Annotated in this window: 25 protein-coding genes and 1 pseudogene; 14 read left to right on the top strand and 12 right to left on the bottom strand. The window is 71.8% G+C overall.

Annotated features, from left to right (window positions below; translation table 11 throughout):
* Nucleotides 1-135: 135 nt before the first annotated feature.
* Together O3438_RS32205 and O3438_RS32200 are read right to left on the bottom strand one after the other, a co-directional pair.
* Nucleotides 136-525 (bottom strand): hypothetical protein, encoded by a 390-nt coding sequence (locus O3438_RS32205; RefSeq protein WP_269683249.1) that lies wholly within the window; start codon nt 523-525, stop codon nt 136-138.
* Nucleotides 526-562: 37 nt separating this feature from the next.
* Nucleotides 563-1,438, bottom strand: coding sequence for a hypothetical protein (locus O3438_RS32200; RefSeq protein ID WP_269683248.1), 876 nt, complete (start codon nt 1,436-1,438; stop codon nt 563-565).
* A gap of 19 nt (nt 1,439-1,457) precedes the next feature.
* Here O3438_RS32200 and O3438_RS32195 point away from each other — a divergent pair, with 19 nt between their 5' ends.
* The gene (locus O3438_RS32195; protein ID WP_145779898.1) at nt 1,458-1,646 is read left to right on the top strand and encodes a hypothetical protein; all 189 of its coding nucleotides are present in this window, start codon (nt 1,458-1,460) and stop codon (nt 1,644-1,646) included.
* A 738-nt stretch (nt 1,647-2,384) separates the two neighbouring features.
* Entirely contained in the window at nt 2,385-3,047 is a 663-nt protein-coding gene (locus tag O3438_RS32190; protein WP_269683247.1) for a C39 family peptidase, read from the top strand.
* A gap of 79 nt (nt 3,048-3,126) precedes the next feature.
* On the opposite strand, the gene O3438_RS32185 is transcribed toward O3438_RS32190, so the two are convergent.
* Nucleotides 3,127-3,855 carry a DedA family protein gene (locus tag O3438_RS32185; RefSeq protein WP_269683246.1) on the bottom strand — a complete coding sequence of 243 codons (729 nt, stop codon included), beginning with the start codon at nt 3,853-3,855 and terminating at the stop codon, nt 3,127-3,129.
* Between the two features lie 275 nt (nt 3,856-4,130).
* Here O3438_RS32185 and O3438_RS32180 point away from each other — a divergent pair, with 275 nt between their 5' ends.
* The 5 genes and pseudogenes from O3438_RS32180 (at nt 4,131) to O3438_RS32160 (ending at nt 8,664) form a co-directional block, all read left to right on the top strand.
* On the top strand, nt 4,131-6,983 hold the full coding sequence (locus O3438_RS32180; protein ID WP_269683245.1) for an aconitate hydratase: 2,853 nt from the start codon (nt 4,131-4,133) through the stop codon (nt 6,981-6,983).
* A gap of 122 nt (nt 6,984-7,105) precedes the next feature.
* On the top strand, nt 7,106-7,360 hold the full coding sequence (locus tag O3438_RS32175; RefSeq protein ID WP_269683244.1) for a type II toxin-antitoxin system Phd/YefM family antitoxin: 255 nt from the start codon (nt 7,106-7,108) through the stop codon (nt 7,358-7,360).
* Entirely contained in the window at nt 7,357-7,731 is a 375-nt protein-coding gene (locus O3438_RS32170; protein WP_269683243.1) for a type II toxin-antitoxin system VapC family toxin, read from the top strand. Before O3438_RS32175 ends, O3438_RS32170 begins: the two co-directional genes overlap by 4 nt.
* A gap of 225 nt (nt 7,732-7,956) precedes the next feature.
* Nucleotides 7,957-8,485: pseudogene (locus tag O3438_RS32165) on the top strand (DUF5753 domain-containing protein); the annotation flags it as partial.
* Nucleotides 8,476-8,664, top strand: a complete 189-nt coding sequence (locus O3438_RS32160) for a DUF397 domain-containing protein (RefSeq protein ID WP_269683242.1) — start codon at nt 8,476-8,478, stop codon at nt 8,662-8,664. The pseudogene O3438_RS32165 and the gene O3438_RS32160, both read left to right, overlap by 10 nt.
* Before the next feature lie 194 nt (nt 8,665-8,858).
* Here O3438_RS32160 and O3438_RS32155 read toward each other — a convergent pair whose 3' ends face one another.
* The 6 genes from O3438_RS32155 to O3438_RS32130 form a co-directional block, all read right to left on the bottom strand.
* Nucleotides 8,859-10,118, bottom strand: a complete 1,260-nt coding sequence (locus O3438_RS32155) for an RNA polymerase sigma factor (protein ID WP_269683241.1) — start codon at nt 10,116-10,118, stop codon at nt 8,859-8,861.
* A gap of 3 nt (nt 10,119-10,121) precedes the next feature.
* On the bottom strand, nt 10,122-10,457 hold the full coding sequence (locus tag O3438_RS32150) for a YciI family protein (RefSeq protein ID WP_269683240.1): 336 nt from the start codon (nt 10,455-10,457) through the stop codon (nt 10,122-10,124).
* Nucleotides 10,458-10,543: 86 nt separating this feature from the next.
* Complete coding sequence (locus O3438_RS32145; protein ID WP_269683239.1) at nt 10,544-11,155, bottom strand: GTP-binding protein; 612 nt, start codon at nt 11,153-11,155, stop codon at nt 10,544-10,546.
* The gene (locus tag O3438_RS32140; protein WP_269683238.1) at nt 11,136-11,522 is read right to left on the bottom strand and encodes a DUF742 domain-containing protein; all 387 of its coding nucleotides are present in this window, start codon (nt 11,520-11,522) and stop codon (nt 11,136-11,138) included. The genes O3438_RS32145 and O3438_RS32140 overlap by 20 nt, the downstream gene beginning before the upstream one ends.
* A gap of 5 nt (nt 11,523-11,527) precedes the next feature.
* On the bottom strand, nt 11,528-11,950 hold the full coding sequence (locus O3438_RS32135; RefSeq protein WP_269683237.1) for a roadblock/LC7 domain-containing protein: 423 nt from the start codon (nt 11,948-11,950) through the stop codon (nt 11,528-11,530).
* A 92-nt stretch (nt 11,951-12,042) separates the two neighbouring features.
* Nucleotides 12,043-14,625: a nitrate- and nitrite sensing domain-containing protein gene (locus O3438_RS32130; protein WP_269683236.1), complete on the bottom strand. Its 2,583-nt coding sequence runs from the start codon at nt 14,623-14,625 to the stop codon at nt 12,043-12,045.
* Between the two features lie 536 nt (nt 14,626-15,161).
* Here O3438_RS32130 and O3438_RS32125 point away from each other — a divergent pair.
* Nucleotides 15,162-15,410: a DUF2630 family protein gene (locus O3438_RS32125; protein WP_088988578.1), complete on the top strand. Its 249-nt coding sequence runs from the start codon at nt 15,162-15,164 to the stop codon at nt 15,408-15,410.
* Nucleotides 15,411-15,453: 43 nt separating this feature from the next.
* Here O3438_RS32125 and O3438_RS32120 read toward each other — a convergent pair whose 3' ends face one another.
* From O3438_RS32120 to O3438_RS32110, 3 genes are all read right to left on the bottom strand, one after another.
* Nucleotides 15,454-16,386 (bottom strand): serine protein kinase RIO, encoded by a 933-nt coding sequence (locus tag O3438_RS32120; RefSeq protein WP_269683235.1) that lies wholly within the window; start codon nt 16,384-16,386, stop codon nt 15,454-15,456.
* A 213-nt stretch (nt 16,387-16,599) separates the two neighbouring features.
* Entirely contained in the window at nt 16,600-17,244 is a 645-nt protein-coding gene (locus O3438_RS32115) for an HAD family hydrolase (RefSeq protein ID WP_145779886.1), read from the bottom strand.
* Between the two features lie 65 nt (nt 17,245-17,309).
* Nucleotides 17,310-18,170: a carbon-nitrogen hydrolase family protein gene (locus O3438_RS32110; RefSeq protein ID WP_269683234.1), complete on the bottom strand. Its 861-nt coding sequence runs from the start codon at nt 18,168-18,170 to the stop codon at nt 17,310-17,312.
* Between the two features lie 77 nt (nt 18,171-18,247).
* Here O3438_RS32110 and O3438_RS32105 point away from each other — a divergent pair, with 77 nt between their 5' ends.
* The 6 genes from O3438_RS32105 to mug all read left to right on the top strand — a co-directional run bounded on the left by O3438_RS32105 (nt 18,248) and on the right by mug (nt 22,535).
* Complete coding sequence (locus O3438_RS32105) at nt 18,248-18,820, top strand: TetR/AcrR family transcriptional regulator (protein ID WP_030337284.1); 573 nt, start codon at nt 18,248-18,250, stop codon at nt 18,818-18,820.
* 81 nt (nt 18,821-18,901) lie between these two features.
* Complete coding sequence (locus tag O3438_RS32100) at nt 18,902-19,825, top strand: TIGR04222 domain-containing membrane protein (RefSeq protein WP_269683233.1); 924 nt, start codon at nt 18,902-18,904, stop codon at nt 19,823-19,825.
* Complete coding sequence (locus O3438_RS32095; RefSeq protein ID WP_269683232.1) at nt 19,822-20,640, top strand: DUF692 domain-containing protein; 819 nt, start codon at nt 19,822-19,824, stop codon at nt 20,638-20,640. Before O3438_RS32100 ends, O3438_RS32095 begins: the two co-directional genes overlap by 4 nt.
* Nucleotides 20,637-21,116, top strand: coding sequence for a hypothetical protein (locus tag O3438_RS32090; protein ID WP_269683231.1), 480 nt, complete (start codon nt 20,637-20,639; stop codon nt 21,114-21,116). Before O3438_RS32095 ends, O3438_RS32090 begins: the two co-directional genes overlap by 4 nt.
* 52 nt (nt 21,117-21,168) lie before the next feature.
* Complete coding sequence (locus tag O3438_RS32085; protein ID WP_269683230.1) at nt 21,169-21,930, top strand: SDR family oxidoreductase; 762 nt, start codon at nt 21,169-21,171, stop codon at nt 21,928-21,930.
* Nucleotides 21,927-22,535, top strand: coding sequence for a G/U mismatch-specific DNA glycosylase (gene mug, locus O3438_RS32080; RefSeq protein ID WP_269683229.1), 609 nt, complete (start codon nt 21,927-21,929; stop codon nt 22,533-22,535). Before O3438_RS32085 ends, mug begins: the two co-directional genes overlap by 4 nt.
* The last annotated feature ends 7 nt before the right edge of the window (nt 22,536-22,542 follow it).

The raw sequence follows: 22,542 nt of genomic DNA, 5'->3' as shown, positions 1-22,542 counted from the left end.
CAGGTCTCCCCTCGTCCCTACCGACGCGACAGCGTAGCCAGCACCGCCCCGCTCGGGAATCGGGCGGGTACGGATCGAACCGACCAGCCGACGCGGTTCGGAAAACGGCCCGACCTGGCGGACGGTCCCGCTCGATCAACCCGTCCGGACGACGGTGCAGATGACCGGCCCCTCGTCCGAGATCCGCAGCAGGTAGCGGTACCGCTCCCCCGGCACCGCCTGCCCCTGACTGTCCAGGAACTCCCACTCCACCGCGACCATCGTCAACAACGCGGACACCGGCTGCACATCCTCGATCCGGGCGTGCGCCGCGATCAGCTCCCGGTCCTGGTAGTCCGGTGCGGCACCCACGAAGGACAACGCCACCGCCGCCGGTGACGTGAACGAGAAACTGTAGGTGTCGGCCACCACCAGACCCGGGAGGGCGTAGCAGCCCGCGATGGCCGGCAGGTCACCGGACGTCAGCGCCACGCCGTACCGGTCGAAGAAGTCGGCCAGCGTGTCGAGATCCGTGGAGGCGTTCACGGCCACAGCAATTGCCGGTCACCACCCAGGTCAAACCTCAACGAGGCGGCACCCTTACCTCGATCTCCGAACCCAGCCGGGCATCGGCGGTCAGACCCAGGTCGTCCCCACTCCAGAACCGCCCCGGGTCGTACCAGTTGGGACGCCGACCCGCCGGCAGCAAACCCATCGCCTCGTAGGTCACCGCAACCACCTCGGCGCAGTACGCCGTCTCCAACGCCCGGTCCCGCTCCCCCGCCGATGCGGCCGGGCTGGCCTGCCTGGCGGCGCTCGCCGATCCGGCCGGGCTGGCGGAGCTTGCCGGGCTGGCCTGGCTTGCCGGGCTTGCCGGGCTTGCCGGGCTTGCCGGGCTGGCGGAGCCCGCGGAGCCGTTCGCGTCGGCGGAGCTGGTGGGGATCGGCCGCGGCGCAAGCGCCGGCCAGCCGGGGCGCGGCAGCGCGGGCAGCCTGATCGGGCGCGCCAGGGCGGACAGCCGGCCAGGGCGCGGCAGCGCCGGCACGCGACCACGCACCCACCGCCACGCCAACTGAGCGGTAGACGGGAACGGGGTGCCGTCCAACCGTGCGATGGTCCGCAGCACCGCCCGCTCCATCTCCCCGTCGGCCGGCGGATCGAGTTGCCGCAGCCAGGCCCGCTGCCCGTACCTGTTGGCCCAGACGCAGACCGCGTCCCGCAGGTCGTGCAACTGGACGCCACGCTGGTGCGTACCCGACCACAGATCCGGCAACGACCTGCCCAGCTCCGCATGCCACATCAACGGCGGCATGTCGTCCAGCACCACGGCCATGCCGACGTGGTTGACCGGGCTGTTGGTGGTGAACTGGATCGCCCGGTCCGGCACGCTGCGACCCCGGAACACCCACACGTCGCCGGTGCGGGTCAACTCGACGGCCTCATCCAGGCTGATGCTCATGAGGGTCTAGCCTAGGCCGATGGCGCAACGAATGCGGTGGTGGAAGGTTCTCGGGTTGGCCGGCCTCGCCGGCGTCGCAGCCTCCGGCGTGGTCATCGCACGGGCCGAACGACGCCGACGCGCGTACACCCCCGAGGAGATTCGGCAGCGACTGCTGGAACGGCACGCCCAGGCCAGCGACGCCGCGAAGCCGACCGACCCCGCCTGACCACCCGCCATAACGCTCCCGGATGGACAGTGGCTCGGCCCGGCCTTCGCCCGATCGTGCGCGAACATCGTCGGGTCGAGGCATGGGCCGTCGATCCCATCGGGACCCGCGAACCGCGCAGATGGCGCAGGGTTCGCGCATGCCCACCGACGTCCTGGGGCGCGCGAACCGCACCCTGCCGCGCGTGCGGGTTGATCCACTCCGTTTCACCGAAGTCGGGGTATCCCCAGCCTCCGGATACCGCGTTATCGGCGAACTCGGGTGGATCAAGGTGGTGTGGGGCGTCGGCTGGGGCATTTCGGCGGGGCGGGTGCGTGGCAGCGCGGCTGCCGGCCGGGGTGGGGGCGGCGTTCGCGTGGTGTGCGAGGTTTGTCCGGGTGGTGGGGGTCACCCGGGTGGCGGAATCGGGGGCCGGGCGGGGTCGTTATACCTGGCACGCCACCGCGACTGTCGGTCGCCGGTGCAGGGCAGCCGCCGGGAACACCGGCCAGGCCGCCTGGGTTACACCCCCGACCCCCCGGACCGGAAGCCCGGCGGAATGCGTTCGCCGCCGCAGCCGGTTACATCCCCGGAGCACACGTGGGCTGGGAGCCCGGCGGAATGATCCGCCGCCCCACCCGGTTACACCCGTCTCCCGACGCCGGCCCCACGGGGTCGCCGGGTATCTGAGCTTTCCCGCACGGCCGTCCCCCGGTGAGTCGTGCGGGTTCCCCCGATGACGCAGAGGAGCACGCCATCATGCGTACCGATCTGATTCGTAAGACCGCCCTGACCGCCGCTGGCCTCGCGTTCACCGGTGGCGCCATCGTCGGCCCCGTCACGACCGCGTTCGCCGCCCCCAACACCAGCAAGCCCACCACCCAGACCCAGACCGACCGCAAGGGTCATGGTGAGCGGGAGCTGGGCGTGCGCTACGAAGCCCAGCCGAACTTCTACTACTGCGGCCCCGCCGCGACCCGCAACGCGTTGAGTGTGCAGGGCAAGGACATCAACGTGGACGCCATGGCCAAGGAGATGGGCACCACCGAGGCCGGCACCAACTCCATCAACGACATCACCCCGGTGCTGAACAAGGAGACCGGCAAGAACGACGCCTACCACTCCGTCGAGATCAGCACCCCGAAGGCCGACGACAAGCAGACCGACACCCTGCGCGCCGACGTCGTCAAGACCGTCGACGACGGCCGGGCCGTGGTCGCCAACATCGCCGGCACCACCACCGACACCGACGGTGGCATCCACTCCTTCGAGGGCGGGCACTACATCAGCGTCGTCGGCTACCGCGACAACGGCACCATCGTCACCATCGCCGACTCCGCCGACCCGAACACCGCCTCCTACCAGGTCACCATCGAGCACCTCGCCGACTGGATCGCCACCCGCGGCTACGCCACCAGCTAAACCACACAGCAACACAGCACGACGAACGACGAAGGGCCGGACCCCACCACGGGGCCCGGCCCTTCACCATGTCCAGAGATCAGTGCTCGTTGCCCGCCCGGACCGGACCGTCGTGGGGGGCCGTAGCGGCCGACTGACCGCCGGGGGCCACCGCAGCCGGCTGAGCCACCTTCGCCACCGCCAGGCCAGAGCCATCGTCGGCCGACTCGACGCGGTGGGCGCGTCGGCGTAGCCACCAGGTGCTGGCAAGGCCGGCCAGGACCGCGAGGGCCAACCCGGCCCAGGAGATGTCCTTGAGCCAGTGCTCGGCCGCCCGGCCCACGGTGAACAACAGGTACGTGGTGCCGAACGCCCAGACCAGCCCGCCGGCAGCGTTCGCCACCAGGAACCGTCGGTACGGCACGTGCAGCGCTCCGGCGAGCGGCCCGGCCAGGATCCGCAGGAGTGCCACGAACCTGCCGAAGAACACGGCCCAGACGCCGTACCGGGCGAAGCTCTGCTCGGCGCGGGCGAGTTGGGCGGGGCCGAGATGGCGGGGGAAGCGCCGGCCCAGTCGGGCGAGCAGTGGCCGCCCACCCCGGCGGCCGACCGCGTACCCGATGGAGTCGCCGATGATCGCGCCGGTGGCGGCGGCGGTGGCCACCCACTCGGGTTCCACCACCCCGGTGGCGGCGAGCAGGGCGGAGCTGACCAGGACGATCTCGCCGGGCAGTGGGACGCCCATGCTCTCCACGCCGATCACCCCGCCGACCAGCAGGTAGACCGCGATCGGCGGCAACGCCACGAGCCAGTGCTGGACATCGAACACGGTTGACCCCTTCTCCGGCCGGCCTCGAACCCTACCCGGGCGACTCGTCGGCCCGGTGCCACCGCAGCAGGGGCGTCGAGGACCAGCGCACACCCCGTACCCGTCCTAGGAGGCTAGGGGTGATGGTGGCGTCGTCGGCAGGGCAGCCGGGTTGCACAACTAGCAAGACGGACGTACGGTTTTGTTGAGCGCGGAATCGGCGGTAAGTGTCACCTAACCTCGGCGGCACCCCGACCGGTGCGACAGACTGCTCAGGACTACTCACGGTCGCTGGTGTGAAGGAGTACGACGTGGCGAGCCTCGACACCTTCGGTGCGAAGACCCAGCTACGCGTCGGAGACGCGAGCTACGAGATTTTCAAGATCGACAAGGTGGACGGCCACGCTCGGCTGCCGTACAGCCTGAAGATCCTGCTGGAGAACCTGCTGCGGACCGAGGACGGCGCGAACATCACCGCCGACCACATCCGTCAGCTCGGCGGGTGGGACCCCACCGCCGCCCCGAGTGTGGAGATCCAGTTCACCCCGGCGCGGGTGCTCATGCAGGACTTCACCGGCGTGCCCTGCGTGGTCGACCTGGCCACCATGCGCGAGGCCGTCCGCGACCTGGGCGGCGACGCCACCAAGGTCAACCCCCTCGCCCCGGCCGAGCTGGTCATCGACCACTCGGTGATCGCCGACCTGTTCGGCCGCGAGGACGCGTTCGCCCGCAACGTCGAGCTGGAGTACGAGCGCAACAAGGAGCGCTACCAGTTCCTGCGCTGGGGCCAGACCGCGTTCAACGAGTTCAAGGTCGTCCCGCCGGGCACCGGCATCGTGCACCAGGTCAACATCGAGTACCTGGCCCGCACGATCATGGAACGCAACGGGCAGGCGTACCCGGACACCGTCGTCGGCACCGACTCGCACACCACGATGGTCAACGGCCTGGGCGTGCTGGGCTGGGGCGTCGGCGGCATCGAGGCCGAGGCCGCGATGCTCGGCCAGCCGGTCAGCATGCTGATCCCCCGCGTGGTGGGCTTCAAGCTCTCCGGTGAGATGCCGGCCGGCACCACCGCCACCGACCTGGTGCTGACCATCACCGAGATGCTGCGTAAGCACGGTGTGGTCGGCAAGTTCGTCGAGTTCTACGGCCCCGGCGTGAGCGCCGTGCCGCTGGCCAACCGGGCCACCATCGGCAACATGTCCCCCGAGTACGGCTCCACCGTGGCGATCTTCCCGATCGACGCGGAGACGGTCCGCTACCTGGAGCTGACCGGCCGCGACGCCGCGCAGGTCGCGCTCGTCGAGGCGTACGCCAAGGAGCAGGGCCTCTGGCACGACCCGGAGGCCGAGCCGGAGTACTCGGAGCGCCTGGAGCTTGATCTGGGCACCATCGAGCCGTCGCTCGCCGGCCCGAAGCGCCCGCAGGACCGGGTGCCGCTGGGCAGCGCCAAGACGCTGTTCCGCTCCGCGTTGACCGACTACGTCGCCGACGACTCCACCGGTGAGCGTGACCTCAAGCCCAGCGTGGCCCGCGAGGAGCTGCCGCGCGGCGCGAACGGCCCGGCCGACGAGGCCAGCGCCGAGTCCTTCCCGGCCAGCGACCCGCCGGCCAACGAATTCAGCGACCCGGCCGACGAGCCGCGCGACCTGGAGACGGCCGCCGCCGGAGCGGGCGGGCGGGCCACCAACCCGGTCCGGGTCACCGGCACCGACGGTGTCGAGTACGAGCTGGACCACGGCGCCGTGGTGATCGCCGCGATCACCTCCTGCACCAACACGTCCAACCCGCAGGTGATGATCGGTGCCGCCCTGCTGGCCCGCAACGCCGTCGACAAGGGCCTGACCCGCAAGCCGTGGGTCAAGACCACCCTGGCGCCCGGCTCGAAGGTCGTCATGGACTACTACGAGCGGGCCGGTCTCACGCCGTACCTGGACAAGCTCGGCTTCAACCTGGTCGGCTACGGCTGCACCACCTGCATCGGCAACTCGGGCCCGCTGCCCGAGGAGGTGTCCGCCGCGGTCAACGAGCACGACCTGTCGGTCGTCTCGGTGCTCTCCGGCAACCGCAACTTCGAGGGCCGGATCAACCCGGACGTCAAGATGAACTACCTGGCGTCGCCGCCGCTGGTGGTCGCCTACGCCCTGGCCGGCACCATGGACATCGACCTGGCCAACGAGCCGATCGGTGAGGACAGCGAGGGCAACCCGGTCTACCTGCGCGAGATCTGGCCGAACAGCGCCGAGATCCAGGACGTCATCGCCCAGGCGATCGGCGCCACCGGGTTCAGCGCCGCGTACGCCGACGTCTTCGCGGGCGACGAGCGCTGGCAGTCACTGCCGACCCCGACCGGCGACACCTTCGCCTGGGAGAACGACTCCACCTACGTGCGCAAGCCCCCGTACTTCGAGGGCATGCAGCAGGAGCCGAGCCCGGTCGTCGACATCGCCGACGCTCGGGTGCTGGCCAAGCTGGGTGACTCGGTGACCACCGACCACATCTCGCCGGCCGGCGCGATCAAGGTCGACTCCCCGGCCGGCACGTACCTCGCCGAGCACGGTGTGCCCCGCCACGAGTTCAACTCGTACGGCTCCCGCCGGGGCAACCACGAGGTGATGATCCGGGGCACGTTCGCCAACATCCGGCTGCGTAACCAGCTGGTGCCCGGGGTGGAGGGCGGCTTCACCGTCAACCACCTCACCGGCGAGCAGACCTCGATCTACGACGCCTCGATGGCCTACCAGGAGGCCGGCGTCCCGCTGGTCATCCTGGCCGGCAAGGAGTACGGCTCGGGCTCGTCGCGGGACTGGGCGGCCAAGGGCACGATGCTGCTGGGCGTCCGCGCGGTCATCGCCGAGTCGTACGAGCGGATCCACCGCTCGAACCTGATCGGCATGGGCGTGCTGCCGTTGCAGTTCCCGGTGGACGTCACCGCCGAGTCGCTGGGGCTCACCGGCACCGAGACGTTCACCATCACCGGGGTGACCGCCCTCAACGACGGGGAGACCCCGCGCACCGTGCAGGTCAGCACCGACACCGGCGTGGAGTTCGACGCCGTGGTGCGGATCGACACCCCCGGTGAGGCGGACTACTACCGGCACGGCGGCATCCTGCAGTTCGTGCTGCGCCGCATGATCGCCAACTGACGTACCGATGGTCACCAGGCTCCTTCCCCGCTCCGGCGGGGAGGGAGCCTGCGTCGTTTCCGGCGTCGCTCCTCGTACCGAGCCCTGCCGCGGGCTAACCTCTTAGCTAAGGAGGTGCCACGGTGGCCGGTGAAGCTGCGGCGCAGTTCAACATCCACGACGCCAAGACGAATCTGTCACGCATCATCGAACGGGTCGAGCACGGCGAGGAGATCGTGATCAGCCGGGCTGGCCACCCGGTCGCCAAGGTCATTCCGCTTCGTCGTACCACACGCACCGGTCGCGGATCTCTGCGCGGTGCGCTGGATCTGACCGGCGACTGGGATTCCGACGAGGTCAACGACGAGATCACTCGCGACTTCGGGCTGCCCGGATGAGGCTCTTGCTCGACACGCACGTGGTGCTCTGGTGGCTGACCGACGACCCGGTCCTCGCCACGGACATCAAGGACCGCATCGACACCGAACCCGACGTGTACCTGAGCCCGGTCACGCTGTGGGAGGTCGCGATCAAACAGTCGCTCGGCAAGCTGCCCGGCCCGGCCGATCTGGCCGAACGGATTCGTGACGCCGAACTGCGGGAACTCCCGATCCGCCACGATCACGCCATCGCGGCTGGTCGACTGCCGCTGATTCACCGGGATCCCTTCGACCGGATGCTTGTCGCGCAGGCCCTGCACGAAGGGCTGACCCTTGTCACCAGGGACGATCGCATCCAGAAGTACGACGTACCGATCCTGGTGGCGTGACTTCCATCCCCTAGCAGGCGAGACCGTCGACCCGGTCGAGCAGAGGCCGGCGCTCGCCGCGTGAACCTCAGCGCAGCCGCAGTGCGACAGCGCGGGCCTCCTCGTCGGTCAGCGGCAGGAACCAGAGGAAACGGCGGACGATAGCGACCGGGTCAGGGCCGTCCGGCTGGCCGCGCAGGTCGCGGATCGCCCGGCGAGTGATCCGGGAGAACTCGGGGATCAGCGCGCGAGGCGCTGTCGCTGCGATCGTTCCAGCTCGCGTGGATTCCAGGGCTTCTGCAGACCAAGGCGTACGCCTTGGCGACGCTGGTCGGTGAGGTGCTGACACCGGCCGAGGCCGACGATCTCGCCGAGGCGCGACTGAGTCGACAGGCCGTCCTGCGGCGGGAACGCCCGCCGCTGCTCGTCGCAGTCCTCGACGAGGCAATCCTCCGGCGCACCATCGACGGCGACCGGCCCATGATGCGGGAGCAGTGCGAGCGGCTGGCCGAGCAGGCCGCCCTGCCGAACGTGTCGCTCTTCGTCGTGCCCGCCGACGTGGGCATATCCGGGGCTCGGCGGGCCGTTCACCATCGCCGAGATGCCGGACGGCGCGCGGGTCGCCCACGTCGACAGCCAGGCGCAGGCGCAGCTCATCGACAAGGTTGCCGACGTTGCTACGCTCGATCGACGGTGGGAACGCATTCGTGACGGAGCCCTGTCGCGGGCGCAGTCCCTCAATCTCATCAGGGAAGCGGCAGCCTCATGGACCTGACCGGCGCTCGGTGGCGCAAGAGCAGCAAGAGTGGCAACAACGGCGGAAACTGCGTCGAGGTGGCCGACAACCTCACCGGCGTCATCGGCGTACGCGACTCCAAGGACCCCGCCGGTCCGGCGCTCGCCTTCGACCCGGCGGCCTGGACCCGGTTCCTGGAGTTGGCCAAGCGCGGCTGAACCCTCCCCACGGTCGAGCGTGTGTCGCGCGAAAAGATCGCCGAGCGGGGCCAGACCGGGCACGTCGATCATGGAGTTGTGGTGCCTGGTTTGGCCGTTCATGGGTGCTTTGTTGCCCACCAGAACTCCATGATCGGCGAGGCGGTGCCGGTCCGGATGACCGACGTACCGGTCCTGGTGGCGCGGCCGCTCCGCTAGCTGTCGGCGAGGGCGTCGGCACGCTCCAGCAGCGCCCGACGCTCGGCGGTCGAGCCCACCATCGCCGCCGCCTCCCGGAACAGTCCGGCGGCCCGGCGTCGGTCGCCCTGCCGGGCCACCAGGTCGGCCTCCACCGCCACGGTCAGCGGATAGCCGTCCAGCCCTCCCCCGGCACGCGCCGCGTCGAGCAGCACCAACCCGACGGCCGACCCGAACGCGTACCCGTGCGCGACAGCGCGGTTGAGCGCGATCACCGGGGAGGGCCGGATGTCGGCCAGCGCGTCGTAGGCCCGCGCGATCGTCGCCCAGTCGGTGTCGTCGGCGGAGGCCGAGGTGGCGTGGCAGGCGGCGATCCGGGCCTGCCACGCGTACGGCCCGTCGTGGCGTACCCGATGGAGGGCTTCCAGGCCCTCGGCGACGGCGGCGTGGTCCCACAGTGCGCGGTCCTGCCGCTCCAGGGTGAGCAGGTTGCCGGCGGCGTCGCGGCGGGCGTCCCGGCGGGAGTGCTGGAACAGGACCAGCGCCAGCAGCGCGGCCACCTCGGACTGCTCCGGCATGAGCCGGTCGAGGAGCCGGGCCAACCGCACCGCCTCGTCGGCGAAAGCCGGCTCTCCGTCGGCGACGTACCCTCTGGTGAACAGCAGGTACAGCACGGCGAGGACGCCGGGCAGTCGCTCGGTCAACGCCGGCCCGGCCGGCACCCGGTACGGGATGCCGGCCTGCGCGATGCGGGTTCGGGCCCGGGTCAGCCGTCGGGTCATCGTCGACTCGGTGACCAGCAGGAGTCGGGCGATGTCAGCGGTGGGCACGCCGCAGACGGTGCGCAGGGTCAGCGCCACCCGGGCCTCCAACGCGAGCGCCGGATGGCAGCAGGTGAAGATGAGCCGTAGCCGGTCGTCCACCACGTCCTCCCCGACCTCGGGCTCGGGCTGCGCGTCGGACGGCGTGAGCAACGCCAGGTCGCGCAGCTTGCGGCGCTCCACTGTGGCCCGACGCAGCACGTCGAGCGCCCGGTTGCGGGCCACCGTCATGAGCCAGCCGCCCGGGTTGGTCGGCACACCGTCGGCGGGCCAACGCTCCAGCGCGACGGCCAGGGCCTCCTGGGCGCAGTCCTCGGCCAACGCCCAGTCCCCGGTCACCCGGATCAGGGTCGCGACGATCCGGGGGTACGCCTCGACGCCGGCCGCCGCCACGGCGTCCGCCGCAGCGCCGGCCGGTGCGCCCGGGCGCGTCGGCCGGCGCTGCGACGTGGGCACCGGTCAGTCGGGCAGGTTCGCGAACGGACGCAGTTCCAGTCGCCCCTCACGGGCCATCGGGTGGGTGCGGGCCACCTCGATCGCCTCGTCCAGGTCGGCGCACTCGATCAGGTCGAAGCCCACGATCACCTCGGCGGTCTCCGCGAACGGCCCCTCGGAGACGAGCAGCTCACCGCCGCGCACTCGCACGGTGGTGGCCGCGCTGGTCGGCGCCAGCACGTCGCCGGTCAGGCGGCGGCCCCGAGAGTCGTTCTCCGCCACCCACTTGTCGATGTCGGGTAGTTCGGTGGGGTCGGTGTCCGGCTCGCTGTCGCTGCACACGAACATCATGTACTTCATCTGGTCGCTCCCTGGTCTCTCGGGGTGTCGCCAGCATGACGATCGGCCGACGGCGTTCCGGACACCCTCCCCCGAAAAAACGTCGGTCAGCCTCCGCTGGCGGCGCGGCGACGGGCCTCGCGGGTCTTCATGGCGTGCTCCATCAGCGTGACGAGCACCTCCTTGCTGGACTCGCGCTGCCGGGCGTCGCAGAGCAGCACCGGCACTCCCGGGTCCAGGTTCAGCGCGGCCTGCACCTCGTCGAGCCGGTACTGCCGGGAGTCGGCGAAGCAGTTCACCGCCACCACGAACGGCGTGCCCCGGCCCTCGAAGTAGTCGATCGACGGGAAGCAGTCGGCGAGCCTGCGGGTGTCGGCCAACACCACGGCACCGATCGCGCCCAACGCCAGTTCGTCCCAGACGAACCAGAAACGGTCCTGACCGGGCGTGCCGAACAGGTACAGCACCAGGTCGTCGCTGATGGTGATCCGGCCGAAGTCCATGGCCACCGTGGTCGTGGACTTGCCCTCCACCCCGGAGAGGTCGTCGATGCCGACGCCGGACTCGGTCAGCACCTCCTCGGTGCGCAGGGGCCGGGTCTCGCTGACCGCACCGACCATTGTCGTCTTGCCCACGCCGAAACCTCCGGCGACCAGGATCTTGATCGCGGTGGGCAGTGTCGTCGCTCCCGCCGGCCGGTCAGAGTGCCCGTAGTCCATTGATTACCGCCTCGAAGATGCTGTTGTCGGGAAGACCGGCCGTGGTCTGCGGCTCGCGGACCCGCACCAGGCTGCGGGCCGCCAGGTCACCGAGGAGCACCCGGATGGTGCCCACCGGCAGGTCGAGATGTGCGGCGATCTCGGCGACGGACTGAATGCGCTGGCACAGTCCGACGATCGCCACGTGCTCCGGACCGAGACCGATCTCCGGCGTGACCTCGGTTTGGGTCGCGGTGACCAGGGAGATCAGGTCGAAGGTGCCGGTGACCGGGCGGGCTCGCCCGCGCGTCACCGCGTACGGGCGGACGACCGGACCCGCGTGGTCATCCACCCATTGATGGTCTGCGGACTCCCCCTGCACCGTCATCGCCGCTACCTCTCGTCGACCGACTGCTCAGTTGCGCGGGAAGGAGACGCGACGTACTTGCCGACGCGGGTGACCAGCATCGCCATCTCGTAGGCGATCAGGCCCACGTCGGCGTCCTCGGTGGCCAGAACCGCCAGGCAGGCGTTGCGTCCGGCGGCCGTGACGAACAGGAACGACGACTGCATCTCGATGATGGTCTGCTGCACCTGCCCGCCGCCGAAGCGCTTGCCCGCTCCTCGGGCCAGGCTCTGGATGCCGGCCGCCATCGCCGCCAGGTGCTCGCCGTCGTCCCGGCTCATTCCTTGGGAGGAAGCCATCAACAGCCCGTCGCTGGAGAGCGCGACCGCGTGTTCGGCCTGCTTCACCCGGCTCACCAGATCGTCCAGCAACCACGTCAGGTCGGCACTCGAAGCCGTCTTCTGCGCCACTTCGTCGTCCTCTTCTCGCCCGGCTGTTGCGCCGTGTTCATCTAGGGCTGACCGTCACGCCGTGCGGTTGATCTCCGCACGTCGACGCCTGGTCAGGGGGCTTGGGGGTCCTCGTCGCTCGGATCGGGCGTCGCCGCCGGCGGGGTGCCGGACGCGCCACCGAGCAGCCGCGCCGCGTCGGTGCGGCCGCGGCGGGTGCCGGTCTGGTAGGAGCTCATCATCCGGCGTACCTGCTCCGGCGGACGCACCACATCCTCGTCGTCACTGTCCGACTCCGCAGGGTCGTCCCGTAGCTCGGGAACGATGTTCGCCTGTCGAACCCGAACCGGGAGACCGGAGTCGGTGCGCGCCGCCTCGGCCTGGTCGGACGTCGGGGCGGTGCCGTCGGTGGCGGCCGGGAGGCCGTCGTCGGCCGTGACGGGTGCTTCCACGCGCTCCGCCCCTCGGGTGCGGTTGACAGCGGGCAGGCCGGTGGGCACCGTGGGTGCCTCCAGCGCCGGCAGGGTCGGGCCACGCCGGGCCCGGGTGGGCAGTTCGGGCGTACCGGTGGCGGGGGTCGTCCGCTGCCGGGTGGGCAGGCCGGTCTCGGCCTCGCCGGTCGACGTCGCCGGGTCGGCGCCGTCCGACGTGGTCACTGCCGGGACAATCGTCTCCGGTACGTGCGAAGCGGTGGTCGTCGTCGCAACCGGCGCGACGGGTGCGAGGGTGGTCGAACGACCGGTGTCGCCGGAACCCACCGGCGGCGTCGGGTTGGCCGAGCCGGTCCGCATCGCGCCGGAGTCCTCCGGGCCGGGGCCGTCCTCGGTGACCAGGTCGACCGGGATCAGCACGACCGCCGTGGTTCCGCCGTACGCCGATTCCTTCAACCGCACCCGCACGCCGTGCCGCTCGGTCAGCCGGCTCACCACGTAGAGGCCGAGGCGGGAGGCGTTCGCGAGGTTCAGCTCGGACTGGTCGACGATCCGGTGGTTCGCCGCGGCCAGGTCCTCGTCGCTCATGCCGAGGCCCCGGTCCTCGATCTCGATGGCGAACCCGTTGGCCACCGACTGCCCACGTACCTCGACTGTGGTGTGCGGCGGGGAGAAGGACAGGCCGTTCTCGATCAGCTCGGCGAGCAGGTGGATCACGTCACCGACCGCGCGGCCGGCGAGGGAGACCTCACCGAGCGGCAGCACGTTGACGCGGGTGTAGTCCTCCACCTCGGCCACGGCGCCGCGCACCACGTCGACCATCGGGACGTTACGTCGCCAGGCCCGACCGGGGGTGGATCCGGAGAGGACGATCAGGTTTTCCGCGTTGCGCCGCATCCGGGTGGCCAGGTGGTCGACCCGGAACAGGTCCTCCAGCTCCTCCGCGTCGTGTTCACGGCGCTCCATCGCGTCCAGCAGGGTGAGCTGGCGGTGGACGAGTGCCTGGGTGCGGCGGGCCAGGCTGAGGAAGACCTCGCGGACGTTGCGACGCAGGTCGGCCTGCTCGACGGCGGTCCGCAGGGCGGTTTCCTGGACGGCGTTGAACGCCTTACCGACCTGGCCGATCTCGTCGGTGCCGAATTCCAGCGGCGGCGCCTCGGTGGCCACGTCGACCTCCTCACCGCGGCCGAGTCGATCCACCACGCGGGGCAGCCGCTCGTCGGCGAGCTGCCACGCGGCCTCCCGCAGTCGGCCCAACTGGCGCAGCAGGGCGCGAGCAGTGGTGATCGAGACGACGATGGAGGCGATGACGGCGAGGAGACCGAGACCGGCGGCGAGCACCAGCCGGATGATCACCCAGACCGCCACCGGGGTGGCGCGCTCCACCAGAGCGTCACCACCGGCCAGGACGACGGCTTCCTGCTCCTCGAGGGCGGGATCGATCGCGGCCTGCCAGTCGTCGGCCTCGACCGGCGGCGACGCGTTGGGGCGACCGACGGTGATCATCCGGTCTTCGAGGGCGCGGAGGCGGGTGAAGGCCTGTCCCTCGGTCATCTGGACGTAGCGTTCCCGGTCGGCGTTCGGCAGCTCGGCCAACGCCTCGGTCGCCAGGAACCGTTGCGCGCCGACCAGGTGGGCGAACTGGGTGTACTCCGCAGCGGTGACCCGACCGGCGGCGGCCATCCCGGCGAAGAGGGCGTCCTCCTGCGACATCAACTCCCGCACCCGAACGAGCCGTGTGAGGTTGACGGTGTCCTGGGCGATCTGCTCGTCGTCGAGTTGACCCAGGACCGCGTACACCCGGAACAGCGAGTCGAGGACGCCGGTGTACGCCGCGGCCGCGCCGGCCCGGTCCACCGAGCCGGAGACGACGGCCTCACGCATCTCGGCGAGCCCGTCCAAACGGGCGACCATCTCGTTGATCCGCCCGGTCAGTTCGTCGCTCGACGCCAACCGGGCCCGCCAGCTGCGGGCCGACTCGGCGAAGATGGCGGCTTCCCGCTCACTGCGCTCGTGCTGCGCCTGCAACTGCTGTGCCAGGCCCGGGTCGCGGCGACCCAGGTAGGCCACCGACATCCGACGTTCCCGTTGGAGCTCGGTGAGCAGTGACTCACTGGGTTGTACGACCTGCGCGTCGAGCCTCTGCACACCGAGCACGTTGAAACCGTCGCGCAGGGTCACCCAGGCCGCGAACGCCCAGAGCGCCGCGAGCGAGACCAGCAGGGCCACAATCTTGGTGCGCAAACTTGCACTGCGGGAAGCCATCCCACCCGTCCCTCAACCGTTTTGAATGGCTGAACGAGCCCAGCCCCCGGCCCGGCGCACGCTAGCAGTGTCCGGAATTTCCCTCAAGCAGTGCAGACCAACGGCTATCCGAACTATGGGCGGATCCACCCGGCCGCGCCGCCACCGCGCTCACATCATCACCGTCCGATCATAGATCCTCGTCATGCCACAGTGGAGGGTCGATGTGCGTGGACTTGATGCCGAGGCACGGCCGGGTGCGAGGTTCAGTCGGACGATCCACCCGGACGACGCGTCCGCCAGCCCGACCAGCGTGCCCGGGGGTCACGGACGAACCCGGTGACCTGCGGCGGAGGACGACCACCTGCGGATCATGAGACTTCGGAACGCTCGCTCAGTCATTCTCACCCCACGATGAGCAGGGCGTGACACAATCCGAACCGAACGTGAGACCAGCGCATCGACGCGTCGCCGTCGGTGTGGTCCAGCTGACGACCGGAGCGCGACAGGGGTACGAATCCAGGCGTTTCCGGTGCCGCTGTGCCAGGCTCAGGAGCATGGACGACAAGACCATCCTGAACCGGATCTCCGAGCTGGTAGACGAGGAACACAAGCTGCGCGCCGAAGCCCAGGCCCACGAGTCGGGCACCGCGGGCGAGGCCAGCGAGCGACTGCGCGCCCTGGAGGAGTCCCTCGACCAGTGCTGGGACCTGCTGCGCCGCCGCCGGGCAGCCCGGGACACCCACGGCGACCCGGACGCACAGGGCGAACGCCCCAAGCCCGAGGTGGAGCGCTACCTCCAGTGACGGCAGGGCGGGTCGGGCGGTCGGACCGCCCGACCCGCCCCGATCAGCGCAGCCCCGCCTCGCGGAGCAACTCACCGGTCAACGTCTGGGGATCGGTCTGCTCGGCGGGCAGGCCCCGAGCCGCGAACCAGGTGCCGACCACCCGCACGTCGCGCGCCAGGAACTCCGGACCCTGCGGGTTGGCCACCACGTCGACCACCTGCGGCAGGTCGATCACGACCAGCCGCCCCTGGTGCACGAGCAGGTTGTACGGCGACAGGTCGCCGTGCGCGTAGCCCGCCCGGGCCAGCACCCGCAGCGCCTCCACGAGTTGTGCCCACAGGTCGCGCAGCTCGGCCGGACCGGGTCGCAGCTGGGCCAGCCGGGGAGCGGCCTGCCCCGACTCGGCGTCGCCGACGAACTCCAGCATCAGTTCGGTGCCCCGTAGCTGCACCGGGTACGGCACGGCGATCCGGTCGTGCCCGGCACCGATCTCCCAGAGCCGGGCCAGGGCGGCGAATTCCGCCGCCGCCCATTGCCCGGCGATCATCTGCCGACCGAACGCAGTGCGGCCGGCCATCGCCCGGTTCTCCCGGGAGCGGCGCACGCGGCGCCCCTCCAGGTAACCGGCGTCGCGGTGGAAAAGCCGGTGCTCGGGGTCGCGGTAGCGTTTGACCGCCAGCAGACAGGACCGGTCGGTGTCGGGCACTGCCCGGCGGACCAGGTGGACGTCCGCTTCCTTGCCGGTCTTCAGCACACCCAGCTCGGTGTCCCGGGCGGCCAACTCGGTGACCAGCCATGCCGGGTGTGGCTCTGGCCCGTGCACGGCGTCGTCCCAGGACGACCAGCTGTCGCCGGTGTCGGGGTCGGGTTCGCTGTCCGGGTCCGCGGGCGGCTCGGTGGGCCGCCCGCGCTTCAGGAACTGTGGTTCGTCGTCGTCGAAGCGGCTCTTGCCGCGGCTCCGGCGCTCCAGCGCCGGAAGGTCGTGATCGCGCACTGTGGTGAGGTTCCCTTGGTCGAGGCTGAGGTAGGCGGCTGGAAGCGACCTGCGAAGACGGCCATGACCGACCTCCTCTCCTCGACCGGGCCCACGCCCGGGAACGCACGATGCGTGGGACCATGCTCGCCGTCGACGCGACACCCGGTCAACCGAATTACCGCCGACCGCACGCCGGTCCGTCGCGACCCCGCCGCGCGGGGAGGACTGCCCTCAGCGGGCGAGTACGGTGGCGACCGCGGCGATCAGCCCGTCCACGGTGTGGCTCGGCGCGAACCGCACGTCCGACCAGGTACGCCCGCGGTGCAGCCAGACACTGGGCAGCCCGACGGCGGCGGCACCGCCGATGTCCGCCTCCGGGCTGTCGCCGACCACCCAGGCGCCACGCAGCGGCATCCGGACCCGTTGGGCGGCCAGCGCGAAGATCCTCGGGTTGGGCTTGCTGACCCCGGCTTCCTCGGAGATCACCCAGTCCGCGACGTACCGGTCCAGGCCGGTCTGACGGATCTTGGCGTCCTCGACGCGTACCGTGCCGTTGCAGACCACCACCGGCACCCAACCGGCGTCGTCGGCGATCCGCAGCGCGCAGGCGGTCAGCGGGTCGAGGCGGGTCTGCGCCACCACCCCGTCGTGCAGCTCCTCCACCAGGTCGATCGAGGGAATGCGCAGCTCGTAGCGGTCCCGGATGGCGTCGGCGAGATCCCAGCGGTCGGTCAGACCGTCGGCGTCGATCGAGACCAGCCAGTCGATGTCCGTGTGGGGCGCGCCGATGCCGTCCAGGAAGCGCTCACCCCAGCGGCGGAACGGCCCGGCCCGATCCAGCAGGGTGTTGTCCAGGTCCAGCAGGAGCAGTGGCACTCGGGCACCCTACGGGACCGACGTGTCCGCCAACAGAGCCGGCGGGTATCGACCTCACGACGTGCTCAGCCGGACATCGACACCCGGGCGCCGCCCTGGTCCGGCAGTCGATCGGCGAGCATCGAATGGGCCGTGCGGGTGGCCGCGAGCACGGCGGGATCCAGCGTCGCCACGAGCACCGCCGTGCCCTCGTCGGCACCGCGCGCCAGCACCCGACCCTCGGGTTCGTAGATCGCGGCGCCGCCGTTGAAACGCCACGGGTCGTCGCCGCCGACCGCGTTGGCGAAGACCACGAACATCGTGTTGTCCAGGGCACGCGCGGCGTAGTACAGGTCCCGGCGGTGCTCGGAGCCGGCCAGGTATCCGCTGGGGCACAGGTAACCGTGTGCGCCGTCGAGGGCCGCGGCCCGCCCGTGCTCGGGGAAACAGCCGTCGTAACAGATACCGAGCCCGAGCCGCCAGCCGTCGACGAGCAGTGTGGCACCCCGACCACCGGCGCTGAACAGCTCGCGTTCGTCACCCCACAGCTGCTGCTTGTCGTACCCCACCCGGACCTCGCCGGCCCGGTCGACAACGAGCGCGGCGATGGTCCGCCGACCGTCCGGGTGCCGGACGGCGGCGCCGACCACGACGGTGACGCCGGCCTCGCGCGCCGCGGCGCGCAGCGGGTCGAGCCGGGGATCCGCTACCACTCCGGCCGGATCGGCCGCGACGTCCGTGCCGGCCGGGTCGGCGGCCAGGGTCGGCGGGTGGTACGCGCAGAGGAACAGCTCCGGCAGTACTGCCACTCGGGCTCCCCGCTCACCGGCCTGGCGGACGAGGTCGGCGGCGAGGAGCGCGTTGCCGGCGACATCTCCCGGCACGGGTGTGGCCTGGATGGTGGCCACGGTCAGCGGAGCGGCGGGGACGGTCAGCGGCGAGGTCACCGGGCGATGGTAGTTGGCACACTCCCAAGCCGTACGTACGGTTTGCATGACCCGGGGTGACCTGCAACGATCGACGCGTGCCCAGAGTAAGTCAGGACCAGCTCGATGCGCGCCGGCAGGAGATCCTCGCCGCGGCCCGGGCGTGTTTCGCCCGGCTCGGCTACGAGGGTGCGACCGTCCGCCGCCTCGAGGAGGCCACCGGCCTGTCCCGTGGTGCCATCTTCCACCACTTCCGGGACAAGGACTCGCTCTTCCTGGCCGTCGCCGAGGACGACGCCGCGGCCATGGTCGAGACGGTCGCCCGCAACGGTCTGGTGCAGGTGATGCGTGACCTGCTCGCCCGCGCCGTCTCCCCGGACACCACCGGCTGGCTGGGCAGCCAACTGGAGGTCTCCCGCCGCCTGCGCACCGACCCGGCGTTCGCCAAGCGCTGGGCGGAGCGGTCCGCCGCGATCGCCGAGGCGACCCGCGACCGGCTGGCCCGCCAGCGCGACGCCGGGGTGCTCCGCGAGGACGTCCCGATCGACGTTTTGGCCCAGTTCCTGGAGCTGGCCTACGACGGCCTGGTGCTGCACCTGGCCATGGGGCGACCGGCCGGCGACCTGGGCCCGGTGCTCGACCTCGTCGAGGAGGCGGTCCGCCGCCACTGAGCGCGCGGACAGCGGTCTGTCGGCCGTGGCGGGGCTGCTCCACAATGGGGCCGCGGATCCCTCCGGTGACAGGAGCAGTCGATGATCGTGCACGCCGCGTCCGGTGACACCTGGGGCATCTCCGGCCCGACCTTCCTCCGGTACTACCTCGTGACGACCGCCGTGGTGGTGCTCGTCGCGGTGTACCACCGGGTCCGTCTGGCGGCCGGTTCGACCACCGCCATGACCGCCGACCCACTCGGGCCGCAGCAGGTCGCGTACCTCAACGGTGGACCCCGACTCGCGGTCCACGCCGCGCTCGGCGGCTTGCGCGCCAGCGGAGCGATCGGCGTACGCCCGGACCGCCGACTGACCACCATCGGTGCCGCACCGACCGGGCTCACCCCACTGGACCAGGCCATCCACTGGGCCGCGCACCAGCACGCCCGCGTCGGGGACCTGCCACGCGACGAGCGCGTACGCGTCGCCCTGCAGCAGATCCGCCACGGCCTGGAGCAGCGCGGGCTGCTGACCGACGACGCGCAGCGCACCCGTGCCCGCTTCTGGACCACGCTCCTGATCGGCCTGCTGGGCCTCGGTGTGCTCCGGTTGGTCTCCGGCCTGTTCGGCGGCCGCCCGGTCGGTTACCTGCTGCTGACCCTGGTGACCCTCCTGATCGTCACGCTGGTGCTGCGCCGGGCACCAGTGCTCACCCGGGCCGGCCGGTCCGCGCTGCGCGGTGTGCGTCGCGACCACACCCACCTCGCCCCGGCCTCGGCGCCGGCCTACGCCACCTACGGAGCGGCCGGCGCGGCGATGGGCGTGGCCCTGTACGGCACCGCCTCGCTCTGGGCACTCGACCCGGGCTTCGCCGAGCAGGCCGAGATCCAGCGCCAGGCCGCCTCCGGCAGTGGCTGGAGCGGTGGCGGCGACGGGTCGTCGGGTGGCGGCGACAGCTCCGGCTCGGACGGCGGCAGCTCCTGCGGTGGGGGCGGCGGATGCGGCGGCGGGGGGTGCGGGGGATGACCGGCGTGTCCGGTGTCGGCATCGGTTGGCGTCCGGAGATCGCCGGTTTCGTGGCCGAGCTGCCCGGTCTGCGGTTCGTCGAGGTCGTGGCCGAGGCGGTGCCCGCGTCCGGGCCGCTTCCGCCGGGTCTGGCACAGCTGCGGGAGCGCGCGGTGACTGTCGTACCCCATGGGGTGCGGCTCTCCCTCGGCGGCGCCGAACCGGTCGACCCGACCCGGGTCGCGCACCTGGCCGCGGTGGCGGACCGCGTCCACGCCCCGCTGGTCAGCGAGCACATCGCGTTCGTCCGGGCCGGCGGCCTGGAGGCCGGGCACCTGCTGCCGCTGCCCCGCAGCCGGGAGGCGGTCGACGCGGTCTGCGCCAACGTGGCACGGGCCCAGGCCGAACTGCCGGTGCCGCTCGCACTGGAACCGATCGCCGCGCTTGTCGACTGGCCCGACGACGAGTTGGACGAGGCGGACTTCCTGACCGAGATCCTCGACCGGACCGGCGCGCTGCTGCTGCTGGACGTCGCCAACGTGCACGCCAACGCCCGCAACCGGGGCACCGATCCGCTCGCGTTGCTGGACCGTCTGCCGCTGGAACGCGTCGCGTACGCCCACGTGGCCGGCGGCGCGGAGCACGGCGGCTTCTACCACGACACCCACACCGACCCGGTGCCGCCGGCGGTGCTGGAACTGGTGGGCGCGCTCTGCGCCCGGCAGCGACCACCGGCGCTGCTGCTGGAACGGGACGGCCACTACCCGCCGGCCGCCGTCCTCCGCGCCGAACTGGACGCCCTGGCCACCGCCGCCGGCTTCCCGGCCGTGACATGACCGACACGGGCGACGGCAGGCCGACACCCCGGGCGGGGCTGGCCGAACGGCAGGCCGGACTGGTCGCGGCGCTGGTCGCCGGGGGTCCGCCGCCGGCGGGCTTCGCCCCGGGACCGCTGGCCGCCACCCGGGCCGCGCTGCTGCGCAAGCGGGCCGGCGACGTGGCCCGGCACTGGCCGCTCCTCGCCGCCGGCCTCGGCGTCGGATGGTCGACGACCTTCGCCGACTGGGCCGGCCGGCGACCCACCGCCGGGTCCCTGCGCGACGGTTGGGACCTGGCCCGCGCGCTGCGTGACCAGCACGCGCTCCCCCCGTCGGCCGCCGAGGAGCTGGCCGTGCGGGAGGCACGCCTGCGCTACGACGGACGGGGGACGCCACGTCCGCGCCGGGTGCCGGCGGTGGGCCGCGCCGGCGGGGCCGTGGCAGTGCAGATCGCCGGTCGGGTACGCCTGCTGCGCCCCGCCCCCCGCCCATGAGGACGGCCACCGTTGGTGGCGACGACGTGCCGGATGCGGCAGGATCGGGCTTATGGATCTAGGGCTGACCGACCACGTGTACGTCCTCACCGGTGCCTCTCGCGGCCTGGGCTTCGCGACCGCGCAGTGCCTGGTCGCCGACGGGGCACGGGTGGTCCTCTCGGCTCGTGACCCGGACGCCGTGGCCGCCGCAGCGCAGCAGCTCGGCGGCCCGGAGCATGCCGTGGGGCTGACCGCCGACCTGGCCGACCCGGAGACCCCGGAGCAGCTCGTCGCGGCGGCCCGGGAGCACTTCGGTCGGCTCGACGGCGCGTTGATCTCCGTCGGGGGCCCGCCGGCGGGCAACGCCGCGGCGATCACCGACGAGCAGTGGCGGCTCTCCTTCGAGACGGTCTTCCTGGGCACCATCCGCGCGGTCCGCACGGTCGCCGCCGCGCTGCCCGAGGGCGGCGCGATTGGGTTGGTGCTCTCCACCTCGGCCCGTGGCCCGGTGCCCGGCCTCGGCATCTCCAACGGTCTGCGGCCCGGTCTGGTCGGTGCGGCCAAGGACATCGCCGACGACTACGGTCCGCGCGGAGTCCGCGTGGTCGGGCTGCTGCCCGGTCGGATCCTCACCGACCGCAACCGGGAGCTGTTCGGCGCCACCGGCGACCCGGAGCGTGCCCAAGCCGAAGCCGAGGCCAGCATCCCGCTGCGCCGCCTCGGTGACCCGGCCGAATTCGGGCGGGTGGCCGCGTTCGTGCTCTCCCCCGCCGCGAGCTACCTCACCGGGATCACCGTGCCGGTCGACGGCGGAGCGCTGCGCGGGCTGTGACGACCGACCCGGCCCTCCCGTCGGCCGTCCGGCACCCCCGGCCCACCCGGGCGGAGCTGGCCGCCGCCGCGGACCGGAGGATCCCCGACGTCCTCGCGCCGGGCCTGGAGGTGCTCTTCGTCGGCATCAACCCCGGCCTCTGGTCGGCCGCCACCGGTTGGCACTTCGCCCGACCCGGCAACCGGTTCTGGCCGGCGCTGCACACCGGCGGGTTCACCCCCCGCCTGCTGCACCCGAGCGAACAGGGCGAGCTGCCCGCCCTCGGGCTCGGCATCACCAACATGGGCGCCCGGGCCAGCGCCCGCGCCGACGAGTTGAGCACCGAGGAACTGCTCGACGGCGCGGCGACCCTGACCGACAAGGTGGCCCGCCACCGGCCGCGCTGGGTGGCGGTGGTGGGGGTGACCGCGTACCGGATCGGTTTCCAGCGGCCGAAGGCCACCTTCGGGCCGCAATCGGAGACGCTGGCCGACGCCCGGCTCTGGGTGTTGCCGAACCCGAGCGGCCTGAACGCGCACTTCACAGCGGTCACGCTGGGGTTGGCGTTCGCCGAGTTGCGGATGGCGACGGACCTGCCGGACCGCCGCACGCCCCCGACGACCTGACGAACCC

It is taken from the genome of Micromonospora sp. WMMC250 (assembly GCF_027460215.1).
GTDB lineage: Bacteria > Actinomycetota > Actinomycetes > Mycobacteriales > Micromonosporaceae > Micromonospora > Micromonospora taraxaci.
This window is presented reverse-complemented; position numbering and strand designations above follow the sequence as displayed.

What these genes read in the sequence shown, in the direction of transcription:
- O3438_RS32140 (WP_269683238.1), bottom strand. Translation starts at nt 11,522, where the DNA reads ATGACGGTGCAGGGGGAGTCCGCAGACCATCAATGGGTGGATGACCAC.
- O3438_RS32195 (WP_145779898.1), top strand. Translation starts at nt 1,458, where the DNA reads ATGGCGCAACGAATGCGGTGGTGGAAGGTTCTCGGGTTGGCCGGCCTC.
- O3438_RS32130 (WP_269683236.1), bottom strand. Translation starts at nt 14,625, where the DNA reads ATGGCTTCCCGCAGTGCAAGTTTGCGCACCAAGATTGTGGCCCTGCTG.
- O3438_RS32085 (WP_269683230.1), top strand. Translation starts at nt 21,169, where the DNA reads ATGGATCTAGGGCTGACCGACCACGTGTACGTCCTCACCGGTGCCTCT.
- O3438_RS32150 (WP_269683240.1), bottom strand. Translation starts at nt 10,457, where the DNA reads ATGAAGTACATGATGTTCGTGTGCAGCGACAGCGAGCCGGACACCGAC.
- O3438_RS32170 (WP_269683243.1), top strand. Translation starts at nt 7,357, where the DNA reads ATGAGGCTCTTGCTCGACACGCACGTGGTGCTCTGGTGGCTGACCGAC.
- O3438_RS32100 (WP_269683233.1), top strand. Translation starts at nt 18,902, where the DNA reads ATGATCGTGCACGCCGCGTCCGGTGACACCTGGGGCATCTCCGGCCCG.
- O3438_RS32200 (WP_269683248.1), bottom strand. Translation starts at nt 1,438, where the DNA reads ATGAGCATCAGCCTGGATGAGGCCGTCGAGTTGACCCGCACCGGCGAC.
- O3438_RS32125 (WP_088988578.1), top strand. Translation starts at nt 15,162, where the DNA reads ATGGACGACAAGACCATCCTGAACCGGATCTCCGAGCTGGTAGACGAG.
- O3438_RS32090 (WP_269683231.1), top strand. Translation starts at nt 20,637, where the DNA reads ATGACCGACACGGGCGACGGCAGGCCGACACCCCGGGCGGGGCTGGCC.
- O3438_RS32160 (WP_269683242.1), top strand. Translation starts at nt 8,476, where the DNA reads ATGGACCTGACCGGCGCTCGGTGGCGCAAGAGCAGCAAGAGTGGCAAC.
- O3438_RS32095 (WP_269683232.1), top strand. Translation starts at nt 19,822, where the DNA reads ATGACCGGCGTGTCCGGTGTCGGCATCGGTTGGCGTCCGGAGATCGCC.
- O3438_RS32190 (WP_269683247.1), top strand. Translation starts at nt 2,385, where the DNA reads ATGCGTACCGATCTGATTCGTAAGACCGCCCTGACCGCCGCTGGCCTC.
- O3438_RS32145 (WP_269683239.1), bottom strand. Translation starts at nt 11,155, where the DNA reads ATGGACTACGGGCACTCTGACCGGCCGGCGGGAGCGACGACACTGCCC.